The 14,969-nt window shown below is 64.3% G+C and carries 10 protein-coding genes and 1 pseudogene; 8 read left to right on the top strand and 3 right to left on the bottom strand.

Annotation, left to right across the window (positions count from 1 at the left end; translation table 11 throughout):
• Positions 1-34 precede the first annotated feature (34 nt).
• Positions 35-1,465, top strand: coding sequence for a hypothetical protein (locus ACGFJ2_RS23915; RefSeq protein ID WP_393471663.1), 1,431 nt, complete (start codon positions 35-37; stop codon positions 1,463-1,465).
• Between the two features lie 383 nt (positions 1,466-1,848).
• Here the strand turns inward: ACGFJ2_RS23915 and ACGFJ2_RS23910 are convergent, their stop codons facing one another.
• The gene (locus tag ACGFJ2_RS23910) at positions 1,849-2,292 is read right to left on the bottom strand and encodes an ATP-binding protein (protein WP_357944642.1); all 444 of its coding nucleotides are present in this window, start codon (positions 2,290-2,292) and stop codon (positions 1,849-1,851) included.
• Between the two features lie 335 nt (positions 2,293-2,627).
• Between ACGFJ2_RS23910 and ACGFJ2_RS23905 the strand changes: the two genes are divergently transcribed.
• From ACGFJ2_RS23905 to ACGFJ2_RS23885, 5 genes and pseudogenes are all read left to right on the top strand, one after another.
• Positions 2,628-3,656: a helix-turn-helix transcriptional regulator gene (locus ACGFJ2_RS23905; RefSeq protein ID WP_357944639.1), complete on the top strand. Its 1,029-nt coding sequence runs from the start codon at positions 2,628-2,630 to the stop codon at positions 3,654-3,656.
• Complete coding sequence (locus ACGFJ2_RS23900; protein ID WP_357944637.1) at positions 3,653-3,886, top strand: DUF397 domain-containing protein; 234 nt, start codon at positions 3,653-3,655, stop codon at positions 3,884-3,886. Before ACGFJ2_RS23905 ends, ACGFJ2_RS23900 begins: the two co-directional genes overlap by 4 nt.
• A 174-nt stretch (positions 3,887-4,060) precedes the next feature.
• A complete protein-coding gene (locus tag ACGFJ2_RS23895; protein WP_357944635.1) occupies positions 4,061-4,273 on the top strand; it encodes a DUF397 domain-containing protein in 213 nt (70 codons plus the stop codon).
• A 531-nt stretch (positions 4,274-4,804) separates the two neighbouring features.
• Positions 4,805-5,539, top strand: coding sequence for a hypothetical protein (locus ACGFJ2_RS23890; protein WP_393471658.1), 735 nt, complete (start codon positions 4,805-4,807; stop codon positions 5,537-5,539).
• A gap of 68 nt (positions 5,540-5,607) precedes the next feature.
• Positions 5,608-6,126: pseudogene (locus ACGFJ2_RS23885) on the top strand (transposase family protein); the annotation flags it as partial.
• A 411-nt stretch (positions 6,127-6,537) separates the two neighbouring features.
• On the opposite strand, the gene ACGFJ2_RS23880 reads toward ACGFJ2_RS23885, so the two are convergent.
• Both ACGFJ2_RS23880 and ACGFJ2_RS23875 read right to left on the bottom strand, forming a co-directional pair.
• Positions 6,538-6,921, bottom strand: a complete 384-nt coding sequence (locus ACGFJ2_RS23880) for a hypothetical protein (RefSeq protein WP_357961394.1) — start codon at positions 6,919-6,921, stop codon at positions 6,538-6,540.
• Positions 6,918-13,505: a polymorphic toxin-type HINT domain-containing protein gene (locus ACGFJ2_RS23875; protein WP_393471654.1), complete on the bottom strand. Its 6,588-nt coding sequence runs from the start codon at positions 13,503-13,505 to the stop codon at positions 6,918-6,920. Before ACGFJ2_RS23875 ends, ACGFJ2_RS23880 begins: the two co-directional genes overlap by 4 nt.
• 660 nt (positions 13,506-14,165) lie before the next feature.
• Between ACGFJ2_RS23875 and ACGFJ2_RS23870 the strand changes: the two genes are divergently transcribed.
• On the top strand, positions 14,166-14,594 hold the full coding sequence (locus tag ACGFJ2_RS23870; RefSeq protein ID WP_358204921.1) for a hypothetical protein: 429 nt from the start codon (positions 14,166-14,168) through the stop codon (positions 14,592-14,594).
• Between the two features lie 89 nt (positions 14,595-14,683).
• Positions 14,684-14,947, top strand: a complete 264-nt coding sequence (locus ACGFJ2_RS23865) for a hypothetical protein (protein WP_393471651.1) — start codon at positions 14,684-14,686, stop codon at positions 14,945-14,947.
• Positions 14,948-14,969 lie beyond the last annotated feature (22 nt).

Genomic DNA, 14,969 nt, shown 5'->3' with positions numbered 1-14,969 from the left:
CACGGCGCAGTCCATGCAGCGAAGGAACCCCCTGATGCGAGTTGTCCAGCTGTTAACCGCGACGGTCGCTGTCCTGACCGGCTTGACCGGCTTGGCCGGTTTGACCACCCCGGCCATGGCACAGGTCACCCCCACGCCAGCCGACGCCACCCACACCCGGCCCATCGAGGTCCGCCGCAACCACCCGGACACGCGGATTCCTGTCATCGTCCGGAAGTCCGGCGAGGCACTCATCGACCTGAACGCGTCCGCACCGAACACGGACTGGGCGAAGGCGGGCGCCGAATCGGCCGTCGTGTCCATCTCGGTCGACAACCGCTATGTCGCCGACCTCGTGGTCTCCGGCGCCCAGCCCCTGCACCGGCAACTCGCCCTGGGCCGACTCAAAGCCGGAGTACACCAGCTGCGCCTGCACTTCGCCGGCGAGCGCTCCGCTGCAGGGAGCAAATCAGTCGCGGTGGACGCACTGAAGGTCTCTACATACGCGCCGGGAAGCCCCGAGTACCTGGTACTGCGATACGCACCCGTCGTCTATGGCCGCAACCTCGCCGCCCTCGGCAACCCGTACCAGAACGCGACCACCGACACCCCACTCATCGCCTGGCACGACGCGGCACCGGCCACCACCCCCGGCCACACAAAGCTCACGTACTCGGTGATCTGGAGCAACGAGGACGGCGGCACGAACACCCCCGCGCTGATGGCCCGCTGGGGCCGCACGACCGACATCGAGTGGATCTACAGCGTCGAGGTCAACCAGAACGGCGACCGGGTCGCGGGCAGCGACACCTACCAGGCCCCTGACCACCAGACCCTGCGCTTCTCCGGCCGGTACGAGAACGACCACGCTCTCCTGCAGACTTGTACGTCGAACAACAACATGTGCGACACCGTGGACGACCCGATGCGGTTCTTCCTGTCCTACCTGCCGACGCTGCCGGCTAACCAGGCTCGCGAGTACCTCATGGACGCCAACCCCTGGACCTACGAGATCATGGCCAAGGAAATGCTCCGCGAGGGCAAGATCGAGGCCCCCTCAGCCACCACACCGACCACGCCCGAGGTGAGCGACCAGCGCAACTACCTCTACGCGGTGGTCAAGAAGACGACGCAACCGGCCAACGCGGGAGCATCCTGGGTCGGGGTCTCGCTCGGCGTACGCCTGGTCAGCGGCGACACCGTCTATCTGTCCAACCACGTGGATCCGACCTGGTCCATCCAGCGCGACGACCCGGCGGCGACCACGGTCGAACTGCCTGCGGGCACGACGGCTGACGACATCGCCGAGGTGACGGCCCACCGCGTCGTGGTCGGCACCGACACCGGCGCCACCGTGCACGTCACCGGGATCAAGCGCGGCTTCCTCCTCGGCCAGAACTACCTCCCCCAGCAGTCGTTCCTGACCTGGAACGGCGACGTCACCCTCGACAGCACCACTACCTCAGCCGCCCTCTGGCACCGCTGACACCACGGCGTGGCGGGCATCGGCAGGTGCCCGCCACGCCCACATTGCACGGCCTGGAGCCTCTTCTCAGTGGAGTAGACCGAGCAGCAAAGCACTCCACTGCGCATCCGCATGCTTGGCAGGCCATCTATCGCTTTCATCGACGATCCACGCGTTCGACCCGATACGCGTGCGTCGAATGAACCACTGGCCGCCCACCTGGCACAGTTCGTAGAAAGGGCTGCTGCACTCGCACGTACACGCGATCACGCGCACGCCACGGTCGCCCTCATGCGGCGCGTTCCACGTCAACCGCTCGGCATGCGACCGCGCTGGGGACGTATGCGGACTTGTGCAGTGAGGAAACCACACTTGATCGACTATCCAGGACACCCCAAAGCACCTCATTTCCGCCCTCCCGTCCTTGCCACGGAGGCCGACGTACCGTCCTTCGTGGACATCTCCACCCACACGACCCGCCGCCGGTAGGCCTCATCTCGCACACCCCACCCGACCGCGACCGCCTCCACCAGCCACAGCCCCCGGCCGCCACACTCACCGGCATCGGCGTTACGCACCTCGGGAATGGTCACCGACCCCTCGTCGATCACCTCGATGTAGGCCGTCACGGCATCCACGGAGGAGATCTCCACCGTGACGAACCCGCCAGGCTCGCGAGAAGCGGAGTGGGACACGGCATTCGTCACCAACTCACTCACCACAAGCAGCACGTCGTTGAGGTCCTCATGCCCGGCGACAATCAGCACCTCCCTCACACACCGACGAGCCACCGCCACAGAACGCTCCACCCCCGGCAACACGATCTCGGCCAGGAACAACCCGCTCATTGCGCAAGCTCCCAGATCCGATCGGCCGCACTCACGTCAAGCGCGGCCACCTGCCGGAGTCGGCCCCACCCGCACATGAACGCCCGCCGCTCGTCCCGCAACACGGCCTGCGCCCGCGCACAGGATCCCGTCGCGCTCGATAGCGCGATGAACGGCTCCCATTTGCGCAGTAATCCAACCTCAGCAGGCACACCCATCTGACGCAGAACACAGGCCAGTGCCACCAGACGGAGATATTCCTCCCGGTCTCGGATGGACCGCGTCCGGTAATGCCACATCGCGTCAACCGCCCTTCAGCGACTTGCGCCTGATTCGAAATAGAAGGAAAGAGCAGAATGCCCCTTTTGGCGGCAATCCCGCTTCCGGCTGGTAGTCTCCAGCATGGCCGAGCAATTGCGGCTACGCAATTGCGTCTAAGCAACTGGCGCGACATCGACGCGTTTGCGTGGGTTGCCGCCGATGGCCAGACTGAGAGCGAGCAGGACGAGAGGAGCAGCATGCCCACCAGCCCTACCGCGCGCCGGCGACGCCTCGGACACGAGCTTCGGCGCCTGAGGGAGGGTGCGCGGCTACGAGCTGACGAAGTCGCCGAGCAACTACAGTGGTCTGCGACCAAGATCTCGCGAATTGAGACCGGGCAAGTCAGCGTGCATCACGGAGATGTTGCCGACCTTCTTGTCCTCTACGGCGTCAATGATCCGGCCCTCAAGGCAGAGTTGACGGACATGGCCCGCCAGTCGCGACAAAAAGGCTGGTGGCATCGTCACCGCGATGGTTTCAAGCGCGGGTTCGACTCGTATATCGGCTTGGAAGCTGAAGCCAGTCGTATACGCACCTATCAGGGGCAAGTAATTCCCGGCCTTCTCCAGACCGAGACGTACGCACGGGTGGCGATAAGCGCTACAGCGATGGAACAGGCAAGCGGGACAGACATCGACGGCAAAGTCGCAGTCCGCATGAGTCGCCAAGAGCTGATAACCCGCACGCCACCGCTTCGTCTGCATGTCATCCTGGATGAAGCAGTGCTACGCCGCCCGGTAGGCGGCGCGGCGATAATGGCCGAGCAACGTCAATCCCTCGTCAGCCGAGGAGAACGAGACAACGTAACGCTGCAGGTACTCCCCTTCGCTGCCGGGGCTCATGCAGCCCTGGACGGCGCGTTCAGCATGCTGGAATTCCCGCACGCCAAGGATCCAGACGTTGTCTACCTGGAGCAGGCAACGAGTGGCCTGATACTGGAAGACGCCGCGGAGTTGAAGCGCTATGCCGAAATATTCGAGCACCTGATCCGTCTCGCACTCGATCCTGACGAGTCGATTACCTTTATCAAGTCTCTCGCACAATCGAAGGGAAGCGCCCGATGACGGTTTCTCAAGAGCCACATGTCGCATGGCGCAAGAGCAGCCACAGCACCAATGGCGGAGATTGCGTCGAAGTGGCTACCATCGCCCATGGCTCAGGCAAGTCCCCTGGCATTACGGTACTAATGCGTGACTCCAAAGACCCCGATGGGCCTAGGCTCGAATTTACTGACGCCGAGTTTCAGGCTTTCGTCCAAGGAGTAAAAGACGGGGAGTTCGACGGCCTGATTTAGCCGTTGGACCCGTCTCGCCGCATCCTTACACCTACGTCTGATTGTCCGGGCGCAGGTGGAACCTGAGCAGGAACGGGCAACCATCTGACCACGTGATCTGGCGATGGGCGGGAGCGCGCGTTCCGGGCGGCGAAAGTGTCACTGTAATTCCACATCCGTGGGAGGAGGGACGGCATGGAAGACAATGACCTGCTTGGCGCCAGTTGGCGGACGAGCAGCCTGAGTGGTGGAAACGGTCAGTGCGTAGAGGTTGCCTTCATCGGCCAACGTGTAGCCGTGCGAGACAGCAAAAACCCTGGCGCGGCAGTACTGATCTTCACCCCAGACGAGTGGCGCGCCTTCACCGGCGGCGTCCACTTGAACGAATTCGAAATCCCTACCGACTGACCTGCCAGACCGCGACTGATCTCCTCACGAAGAAACTATCCTTCCCGGAGCCATCGAGAGCCCTCGCCATTCCCGGTAAGGGCTCAAATATGAGTTCGCGAGCAGGTAACCTGGGCAGGCAAACACACCGCCACCACCGATGACTCTCCTCTCCAGCCGCCCAGTCGGAGCACTTGGCGTAACATCCGCGGCTTGTCGGGCTGATCCTGCAACCCGACGACGCCGGCCCGACCAGCACCCAGATCATCGACTAGCTCAATACCGAAGGCCTGCGCCCTTCCAAGCGGGTCGCCATCCCCGGCGCCCAGACGCTCCAGGACGTGGTACACCCCCTGCGTACCACCACCGACCAGCCGGGCCGCAACCTGGCCCAAGCAGCCACAAACCCGGCCACCATGCCTGGCAACCAGCCGAACTCGCCCGCGCACTGGCCATGCCCCAGTTACCCTCAACAAGCTCGATCCGCCACGGCTGGGTGACCACAACCCACGGCTCTACGAATTCTGCCTGTGGTAGCGCACAATAGCCGCCATGAGCTATCTCGCCCCAACAGACAATCAGGGCTTAATGCAATTTCTGAGCAGCTGGTACGGCAGCGCAACATTCCCCAATTCAAGCTTGAGAGAAGCGTCTGCGGCCCCCAGGGAACTTGTTGAATGGCATGACATCTCCGCACGATGGCACGGAGCGATCACCTCACATAACTACCCCATTCCTGTTTCGGAACTCACACCAGAAGACGGAAAGGTACCGTTCTGGGTCGAGAACCAAGGAACTTGGGCGTGGGCATTTGACCCAGACGATGAAGCCCATTGGGTATACGAGCGAGAGCCATCCGATAACCCGAACCCATGGACACGCACCGGCGAGCAGCTCTCAGACTTTTTGATTCACGCCACAGTCATCGAGGCAATCCTGGGAGCTCCTGCAACTAAATTTGCGCGAGAAGTACAGGCCGATTGGATCCAATCCCAGGAAGGGAGTCGCGAGCTCGGCCTTCCGGCATGGAACTGGCCGACTCGCGATTCACGCATCTTCCTCGGCGAGCAGTGGCTGGCCCTCGTACACCCGAGCGACGAACCCAAAGCGGGATATGACGTCACGCTGGCAGCGACTACACCAGAGCACCTGGCGTGGGTGGAGAATACCCCAGAAATCAAGTGGCACTCCTACTCTGCTCCTCAGAACTACACAACTGAACCTTTTTCATCCCCAGGCGGCAGGGGTGCTGGTCACAGCATGATCGCGAGCTTGGTGTTCGCCTGACGACGTAAGAAACCCCTGGTAGACGGGTTGATCACCACAACCAGATCCGTCACAACCAGGGGCTTCGGATGCTTTTCTATCGTGCTGCCGTCGATTTGTCGCGTTCAACGCTGAACTACGTCGCTGGGGTGATCCGCCGGCATCGCAAGGCGATCGGGTCGGCCTGGCGGCTGCTCAACGCGGGTCAGCAGGCATTGCTGGTGCTGGTCTACCTGCGCAAGGGCGAGACGTTCACCGAGCGCGGAGCCGGTTTTGGGCTGTCGACCGCGACCGCGTGGCGGTATGTGGAGGAGACGATCGCGCTGCTGTCGGCCCGGTCGCCCAAGCTCGGCCAGGCGCTGCGCAAGGCCAAGCGGGACGGGCTGCACTACCTGGTGCTGGACGGCACGCTGATCCACACTGACCGGATCAAGGCCGACCGGCCGTACTTCTCCGGCAAGCACCGCGTGCATGGCATGAACGTGCAGGTCCTCGCCTCACCGAACGGGACGATCCTGTGGACCTCCGGAGCGTTACCGGGCAAGGCCCACGACCTGAGCGCCGCCCGCATCTGGGGCATCCTGCGCGCCCTCGAGGAAGCGGGCTTGGCCACCCGCTCACGCAGCGCGCAATACACCCCGCGCATGACGTGATCTCGCGTATACCTTCTCGTCTCGCTCACCGCGCCCGACCCATCCGGTAGTACTGAACCGGCGCTACTTTGTCGAGGCTACTCCCACCCTCCTTGGTGATCCCCGGGTCAGGCTGCCTCCAGCTTTACCCCGCCGCTACGACGGCGAAGAAACGGATGGTCTTCCACCTCCATCCGGAAATAACCGCGCCTCGTGGCGCACTTGTACTCGTCACACAGTCTTGATCACGAGCGGCTGCTCTCGTTGTTCCCGCTTCCGGTCACAAGATCGCATCGGCCTATCGCGCATTCATGCTGGTCACGCCGTGAATAGCGACTGCCGTATTAGCGGGGCTCACCTATCCGTACAGCTTCTCAGCGCCCAGGATCAGGTCAGGACCTCAAGCGAAACCGTTGCGATTGCAGCGATCACGTCGAACTGTACCGGTCCCTCTACCCTAAGCCAGAGCAACGGCGGCAAGGAAGTTGAGCGTACGAGGTCAAGAGAGATACCGTCGGGCCAAGGCGCATTCTCAGGTCCCAGCACCGTTGCCATCACCTGATCCAGCGGCCCGGCTCCGGGCCCGGGAGTCCTACCAATGGAGAAGAAATACAAATCTCGAAAGGCGAGCATAATATCCGGCTTCTCGGGCCCCCAGCGGAGACCGATCTCAAGAGCATCAACGTCATCGACTTGCGCCAAAGAGAGTCGATCCACGACGTACCCCTCGCAGCGCGGCGCAACCTTGAGGAACTGATCAAATGCGCTCATCGTACTACGAACTCCCCCGTTGAATGCCCAGTTGCGACCTTTCCGTCCGGGCCGTATCTGACACTGTAGTTCTTTTGGTTCGGACCAGGATCAATCTTCGGTCCGATCCTTTGAACTTCTCCGTTCGGCCGGATCCAAAGCACACTCCCGTCTGAATGGTCGTACCTCCGGTATCCACCCTTGGTCTCCGACTTAAAGGTAAAGCCACGGCTGTAGATCTCCTGCTCGGCTTCAGCGAGAGATTTCCCGTGAAGGTTTGGCAGGGTTGCAACGCTACAGGGCCCATTGCTGTTGTGGACGAGGACCGGGGTGGCAGCTGCGAGCACATAGTACGCGTGGATGTCGTCGATTGTCAGGTTGTACATGTACTGCGCGCCGGCGAAGGCTCGCACCTTGACGATTGTGACGCGGCCACCACGGGGTGTCCGGAGGGTATCCGCGGGATGCAAGTCAGCGGCATCGACCCAGGTCTTTTTGGTGGCGTTCCAGAAGGGGTGGTGCTGGGTCGTGTGGATGGTGGCGTGGCCATCGGCGGTCGGGATGGTGATGTCGGCCAGGTCGGTGTCGCGGTTGCGGTGGAGTGCTGTGACCTTCTTGGCGCCGCTTTTGCCCGGCTCGGGGTCGTCGGCGAGCACTTTGTCGCCGACCTTGATCTCTTCTATTCGTTTTTTGGTGCCGTTGGCCATGAGGACGTAGGTGCCAGCCGCGAAGCTATCGAGACACTTGCGAAGTGCCTTGACGCCCTTAGTGCCGACCGCGACTTCAGCCTCTTTAACGGCTGTCTTTGCTCCAGCGCGCGCTGCGGCACGAACCAACGCCGCGCCGATGCCTTTAACGACTCCGCCTATGCCGGTTACAGCCCCGATGATGTTCGATACGTCATCGTTTTCTTCGACCCGACCCTCGTCGCATTTGTTGTGACCCTTGCATGGAACCTGCGACTTCATGGCGTCGTCTTCCCGCTGCTGCCGAATCTTGTCTGCAGCCAGAGCGTCGCGGGTTCGATTGCGCTCGTTTGCGGTTGCCTGCTTGTGCAGCCGCTTTCTTTCTTTCCTTTCGAGCTTGATCTCCCATGTCTTCTTTTTCTGGCCGCTGGGCTTGTGTGTTTTGGAGAAGGTTTTGTCGGATTTGGCGTTTCCGGTGTCGACGCGGCGACCGTCGGGGTCGGATTGGGTGATGGGGTCGTTGGCGGCGTAGCTGTAGGGGTTGGCCCATTCGGGGGTGCGTAGGTCGAGTTCGGGGTCGGTGGAGATGAATTTGGCGATGGCGGGGTCGTAGTAGCGGGCGCCGAGGTAGTCCAGGCCGGTGGCGGCGTCTTCGATCTTGCCGAGGAAGCCTCGGTCGGTGAAGGGCAGGTCGTCGCCGCCGCGGCGCTGGCCGTACGGCAGGTAGCGTTCGCGGTTGATGGTGCCGGTGGTGGCGTTGATGGCCAGTTGGGTGCTGCCGTGCTGGCCGGCCAGGAGCCAGGTGACGCCGGTGGCGTCGCGCATGGCGATCGGGGAGCCGTCGCTGGCGCTGTAGTAGCGCTTGCCCGCGACTAGGCCGCCAGACAGGCGCAGTTCCATCGGGCCGAGGTAGAGGGTGGTGCTGCCGTCGGGGTCGCGGCGGATCAGCCGCTGCCCAGCGGCGTCGTAGACCATCGAGGTCTGCTTGCCGTCGACGGTTGCCTGTGCCAGCTGGCCGAGTTGGTCGAAGTCGAAGGTGGCCTGCTTGCCGGCCACGGTGCGAGCTGACAACTGCCCGGCGTTGTCGTAGGCGTAGGTGTCGGTGCCGGTGGGACGGGTGATGGAGGTGACGGCATTGGGCCGGACCGCGGTGGCGCCGGGGGCGGGATAGGAGTAGGTGGCGGTCTGGCCGTTGTCGGTCAGGCTGGTGAGGTTGCCGACCTTGTCGTAGGAATACGCCTGGCTGTAGGGATCGAGGCCCTTGGCGTCGCCGGTGCCGGTGCACGAGGAAGCGGTGGTGGTGTAGGCGGTCTTCAGCCGGAGTAGGCCGTCGTAGGTGAAGCATTCGGACTGGCCGTCGGTGGTGCCGGGGATGGCCGAGGCGGCGTCCAGGACGCGGGTGATGGTGCCGGCGACGTTGTAGCTGTAGCGGTCGTCCTGGACGGTGTCGGGGGTGGTGGTGTCGGCCTTGGTCTGGGTGGAGACCCGCGACAGCCAGTCGGTGGTGGTGTCGCGTTCGAGGGTGCGCTTGACCTGACCGGCGGCGCCCAGCGAGCGGGTGGCGAGTTTGCCAGTGGGGGTGAAGGCCGTGTCCTTGACGTAGGTGAAACCACCCAAGTCGGAGGTCAGTCCCTTGGCGAAGCCGAGGTCGGTGTAGGCGTAGGTGAGCTTCTCGGCGGCTAACCCACCCGCGTCAGGCAGGCTCTGCTCACGCAGGTTGCCTGCGGCGTCGTAGGCCGAGGTGAAGGTGTAGTCGCGGCCCAGGTTGCCTTCGCTGGCCGGGATGGTGAGTTTGGTGGCGGTCGGCCGATAGTCACTGTCGTAGGCGGTGACGGTCTGGGTGTAGGCCTGGCCAGCGGTGTAGCGGGTGGCGGCGCCGGGCTGGCCCTTGGCGACGGTGTCGTAGCTGAATTCGGCGAGTTTGGTGCCGGTGGACACTTCCCCGGCCCATTGGATGGTGCGTCGGCCGAGGTCGTCGTAGCTGTTGGAGATCTTCTGGTTCTTGCCGTCGATGCTGAAGGTGAGCTGGCCCGCCAGGTCGTAGCCGTAGCTGGAGGCACCCGCGTCCGGATCGGTGGCGGCGGTGCGCCGGTTCAGCCAGTCGAAGGTGTAGGTGCGGACGTTGCCGTTGGCGTCCGTCATCTTCGTGAGGTTGTCGTGCAGGTCGTAGCTGTAGCTGGTGTCCTGGTGGGTGGTGGCGTCGGCCCACTCCTCGACCTTGACGGCGCGGTCGAAGGCGTCGGTGACGGTGGCGGTCTTGCCGCCGACCGGCGGGGTGACCTCGGTGCGGTCGGCGCCGGGGTAGGCGGTGCTGGTGCGGCGCAGCTCAGTGTCGAGGTGGTAGGCGATCGAGGCGACCGGGCGTTCCTGATCGTCGTAGACGCTCTTCGTCCACTGCGGCAGGCTGGTCGTCGCGGGGTTGAGCAGCCCGCTGCCCGGCTGGCCGGTGTTGTGCACCGGCTCGGAGATCGCGCTGGTCAGGCCGCGCGCGTCGTAGGTGGTGGCGGTGACGATCCGGCCGCCGGACGGGGAGGCGGTCTGCGCCTCGCGAGCCCGCCCTAACCCGTCCTCGTAGCTGATGGCGCTGGTGTACTTCGTGCCGGTCAGAAGTTGCTTGACGGTCGTCTTGATCGGCGCGGTCGGCTGACCTAACCAGCCATTCCAGGCGATGTCATAGGCCACCGTCGCACTTGGGATACCACCGCTGCGCGGCTGGCCCGGCTTCCACAACGCGGTGGTACGGCCGAGCGCGTCGTAGTCCATCTCGGTGGTCTTGCCGTTGGCGTCGGTGACCGCGACCGCGTCGCCCAGGCGATGCGAGAGCCGAGCGGTGATGGTGTGGCCGAGCGGGTTGGTGGTGGTAATGCCGGTACTGGGCCAACCGACGGGCGGGGTGTACGTAGTCGTAGTGGTCTTACCGAGCGGGTCCACGCTGGTCAGCTGGCGGCCGTACTCGTCGAAGGTGGCCTTGGCGGTGGAGATGGTGGACGCGTTGGCGTAGGTGCGGACCTCGGTGGGGTTGCCGTCGCTCGGCTTGTTGGTCGCTGGGTCGGTGCCCAGGTCGTACAGGCTGACCGTCTTACCGATCAGAGCCCCGGCGGCGCAGTCATCGCCCGACCGCTCCTCCACCACCGACGGGAAGTCCAGCAGCCACTGACCGGCGTCGGCGTTGCGCGCATATGTGGTCGTGGTGCACGTGTTGTCGGTGGTGACGCCGTCCTGGCCGTAGTCGTTGACCTTGTTCGGCAGGCCGTCGGCGTTGTAGCCGGTCTTGGAATCGGTATAGCGCCAGGCGCCGCCGGTTATCTTGTCGCGGGAGCGCTCACGCGTCTGCAGCACCAGGGCGGGATCCATGGTGCCGGGCCCGTTGCCGGTGGTCTGGATCGTGTACTCCCACCGGGTGGAATCCACCTCGGTATAGGCGCGCGGGCTGAGCGCGGTCATCTTCCACGACTGCTCCTGCAGCACGTTGCCCTGCAGGATCGGCTTGTCCACCACGGTGCCGCCGTCGAAGTCGGTGAGCGTCTCGCCGGTGCCGCCCAGGAAGGTGCGGGTGGTGACCGTGTAGGCCGACGGGTCAGTACCGGAGCCGTCGATGGTGCGGACCTGGCTATAGCCGCGCCAATCCGAGGTCGGCGGCGCCTGGCCGGGCTCGGCGAACTGCACCGGCTTGGCCCAGCGAGGTTTGCCGAGGAATTCGTACTGATGCACCATGTCCGGCGAGCCGCCGACCATGTCCCGATCGACGACCTTGACCGCGAGCTGCTTGAAGAAGCGTGACCAGCTCTCATACCCGGAGTCAGGATCGCTGCCCATGTCGACGTCGTAGCAATCGCCGCTCTTGTCGGTGAAATAGTTGGACCCGTCACGGCCCTTACCGCCACCGCACGCATCGGCCTGCCCGTAGGTGACCTCGGTGCGGCCGCCCATACCGTTGCCGATCGCGGCGATGCGCGGCACCATCCGCCATGACAGCAGGTCGGTCCAGTCCGACATGGAGTCATAGTCCATCTTGCCGGCCAGCATCACCGCGTCGAAGTCCAGCGGCGGCAACGCCACCTCCTGGGCGGCGGCCAGCCCGACCTGCTGCACGGTGTCCAGCCACAGCGCCGGATCGTCGGCCGGCCCGAAGTCGGTGCGCTGGTAGATCCAGGTCTGTGCCAGGTCCAGGCGGTCCACCGGATCCCACCCGTTCGAGGTGGGGTTGAGCGACTCGGTCAGCACCGAGACGAGTTTGCGGGTGGAGAAGAAGCCGATCGCGCTGTTGGCGCAGCCGGCGGCCTGTGCGCACTGCAGGTCGGTCGGCACGTCCACGCCGCCGCGATCGGCGGTGGTGAAGGTGGTCCGCGCGGTCGGCACGCTGCCGGGCACCTGGGTGTTGTGGCCCCACTGCACCTTGGCCAGCGTGCCGCCCCGGTCATAGGGCAGCACCCGGTACAGCTCGTGCGCGCACGAGGGCAGGCAGAAGTAGTTGGTCTCCCGGTTGTAGGAGTAATCGATCACGTTCTCATTCGAGTCGAGCTCCTGGTCCAGGTTCCACCGCCACACACCGGTGCAGGTCGGCGGAATGTCATTGGCCAGGTAACGGTCGTAACACGGCTCACCCGAGTCGTTGCCCACGTACGGCACCTGCCACTGGGCGTCCTTGGTGTAGCCGAACCGCCACACCGTGCCGTCCTGGCTGGTGACCTTCCAATACGGCTGGCTGTCGGCTCCCCCGGCGACCTGCTCGATCTTCCAGCCGAAATCCGGAACCGTCTTCCAGCCCCCGCCCGCATTGCGGTCCTTGACGATCTGCGCCGACCGGCCACCCGCCGACAGCACCAACTCCGACTGCGACCTGTCAGTGGTGGCGGGATCGTCGTCGGTATCATCCGGCGACTCCCAGCACAACGCCTCCCCGCCGATCCCCTTCTCCTCGGCGGTCCAGATCAGCTCTGCGGTGTTGTCGTCGTAGAAGTTGTCGACGTAACAGCGGCGATAGCGCCGCTCGATGAACCCGGCGCTCAGATCCCAGCCCGCACCCACCACGCTGGACTGGTTGTTGGACCACTGCCCCTGCCCGTCCACCGACGACGCGTCGTACTGCAGCGACAGATCCGGCCCATCACCGCCCACCGACGGCGCCTCCGGCAACGGCACGTCATAGTCGAACCCGCCCCCCGACGTACCCGCCTGCCACGTCCCCGACGGCTTCAGATCGGTCGCGCCCCAGTTGCCGTTTGGCCCCGTCATGCCGACCTGCAGCAGATACACCGACCCGGCGGCCAGCTGCGCCGCCAGCCGATCGCGCGTCACCTGGGCCGCCCACGCCTTACGATCCTTGCCCACAGGCGTCGGCTTGACCGCCGCCGCACTCGCGCCGGCCGGCGTTGCCTCGACCTCCGCGGTCAGCATCCCGGCCTTCGCGTTGTTGGTGGACGGCACCACCACGGGGCGCACCACGCACGTCTTCGGTCGCGGCACCTCCACCGCACACGCCGGCACCCGCACCAGCCGCAACCGGCTGACGAAGTTCCCACCGAACGCGTCCCGGAAGCCCGCGTACGAAAACTCCGCCCGCACCTTGCCCGGCGCCGCCCCGTCATCGGCCCGCACCATTCGAGCGGCGATCCCCACCCCGCCCAGAGCACGCGCAACCTCCGGCGACAAGGTCTCCACCTTGACCTTGTCCAGCCCGCCGCCCTTGACCTGGCCCACCTTGACCGGCAACGTCCCGGCCTCGGCCACCTTGTCGACGGCCGGCACCTCCACCTCGGCCGTGCCCGCCTTCGGCCACACCGGCTTACGCCGCTCCACCTTCGGCGCTGACTCCTCCGCGCCCTTGGGGACCTCGCGTTTCGGTACAGGGCGGCCGTCCACGGACTGTTCAGGGTCCGGCGCGGCAGCGGCAGCCCGCTCCACCAGCTGATCCGGCACCCCGACACTCGAAATCAGCACCATCGCGCAAAGCCCGACAATCAATGCCGCCAACCACATCCGTACACGTCGAGCCCGCATACCGCATCCCTTCAGGGCACGCTGACGCAGACCCCGGGAAACGGGGCCTTGGCGCACCTAAGGCAGACATAAGAACGATCACTCGGAATGTGATCGACAAACCAAGATCGGTCAACAACGGGAGGGTCACTTACCCGACACCAACCGTCAGGACGCGTCAGCCACGCACTTCATGTTCACTGGTCAACCGACATGTCAGGGAAGGCGCTTTCCTGAAGAAAAATGCACATGTGATCTACATCACAGTGATGACGGTACGGCCACGAGACCGTGGGTGCCGGGTTGCCGCCTGCCCAGCTCTTGCCGCTGACCGCTGTGATCTGATGCGAGCTCCATGTCAACCGGTTCGACACGCGCGGGGAATGGTGATCACCACGGTCTGCCAGTCAAACCTTTCGGTCTCATTGAACACAAAACGGATATCGAACCGCCATTCCCTTGCTTTCCAGCCAAAAACCGCATCGAGCGAATGCACGCCACCGCAATCACTGAATCTAGGGATCCCCCTCGTATGCCGCCCCGATGCACAGTCGGAGCAAGCATCCAGCCGAGGATGAATCCTTTCTCATGGAGGTAGACATGAAGAATTCAGTGCGACTGCCAATGATGCTGGCAGCCTCTGCCATCATCGCCAGTGGCGTGTTCGCCGTCTCGAGCGCGACTGCGGAGACCAACTCCGCTGCCCTGTCCGCCAATCGGGCTGCCCCGGGAATCCTCTGGGCCAAAGTCAGCTCAAACGGAACCCTGCTCGCCGCGTCGGGCATCAGGAACGTCAACAAGTTCGGCGGGGGGCGTTACAACCTGACGACGGACTCCGACATCAGCAGATGCGCGCTGACCGGAACGGTCAACACGTCGGGTGGCAGTGACCCCGGGCCGGGCAGTGCGTCGATCCTGGTCGGCGCGGTCAATGGAACGACACTTTTCGTTCGCACAGCCACGCCATCGGCTCAGAACCCGAGGACCGTCGACGACGATCGACCGTTCTCCCTGGTGATCTCCTGCTGAGGTCCGCCTGCTGAAACGAGCAGTCATCCGCCGAAAGCAGATCCCGCTCAGGCCGGAAAACGGCACCACATCGGGAGAAGGAGTTTATCGTGAGTTACCGAATCCGCCTGCTTTCCGGACTGGCCGGCACTGCCGCCGCGACCAGTCTGCTGCTGGGCGCCGGCGCCCCTGCCATGGCCGCCGGTGAAAGGGCGGCCGTCGGCGCCGTTCACGCCCAGACCGTCCTCGGCCCTTATGCCACCTTCGAAGCTTGCGCGGTATCTGGGCTACGGGGTCAGCAGGCCCATCAATGGATTTCGTGGTTCTGCTCGCAGAACGGCACCACCCAATGGTGGTTGTTCACCACTCCATGACCTACCCCATAGCTCGATGACC

Source organism: Nonomuraea sp. NPDC049028, assembly GCF_043197735.1.
Lineage (GTDB): Bacteria > Actinomycetota > Actinomycetes > Streptosporangiales > Streptosporangiaceae > Nonomuraea.
This window is presented reverse-complemented; position numbering and strand designations above follow the sequence as displayed.

Bases quoted from the DNA above. Each gene is read 5' to 3' on its own strand.
- ACGFJ2_RS23915 (WP_393471663.1), top strand. From the start codon at position 35: ATGCGAGTTGTCCAGCTGTTAACCGCGACGGTCGCTGTCCTGACCGGC.
- ACGFJ2_RS23910 (WP_357944642.1), bottom strand. From the start codon at position 2,292: ATGAGCGGGTTGTTCCTGGCCGAGATCGTGTTGCCGGGGGTGGAGCGT.
- ACGFJ2_RS23905 (WP_357944639.1), top strand. From the start codon at position 2,628: ATGCCCCTTTTGGCGGCAATCCCGCTTCCGGCTGGTAGTCTCCAGCAT.
- ACGFJ2_RS23900 (WP_357944637.1), top strand. From the start codon at position 3,653: ATGACGGTTTCTCAAGAGCCACATGTCGCATGGCGCAAGAGCAGCCAC.
- ACGFJ2_RS23895 (WP_357944635.1), top strand. From the start codon at position 4,061: ATGGAAGACAATGACCTGCTTGGCGCCAGTTGGCGGACGAGCAGCCTG.
- ACGFJ2_RS23890 (WP_393471658.1), top strand. From the start codon at position 4,805: ATGAGCTATCTCGCCCCAACAGACAATCAGGGCTTAATGCAATTTCTG.
- ACGFJ2_RS23880 (WP_357961394.1), bottom strand. From the start codon at position 6,921: ATGAGCGCATTTGATCAGTTCCTCAAGGTTGCGCCGCGCTGCGAGGGG.
- ACGFJ2_RS23870 (WP_358204921.1), top strand. From the start codon at position 14,166: ATGAAGAATTCAGTGCGACTGCCAATGATGCTGGCAGCCTCTGCCATC.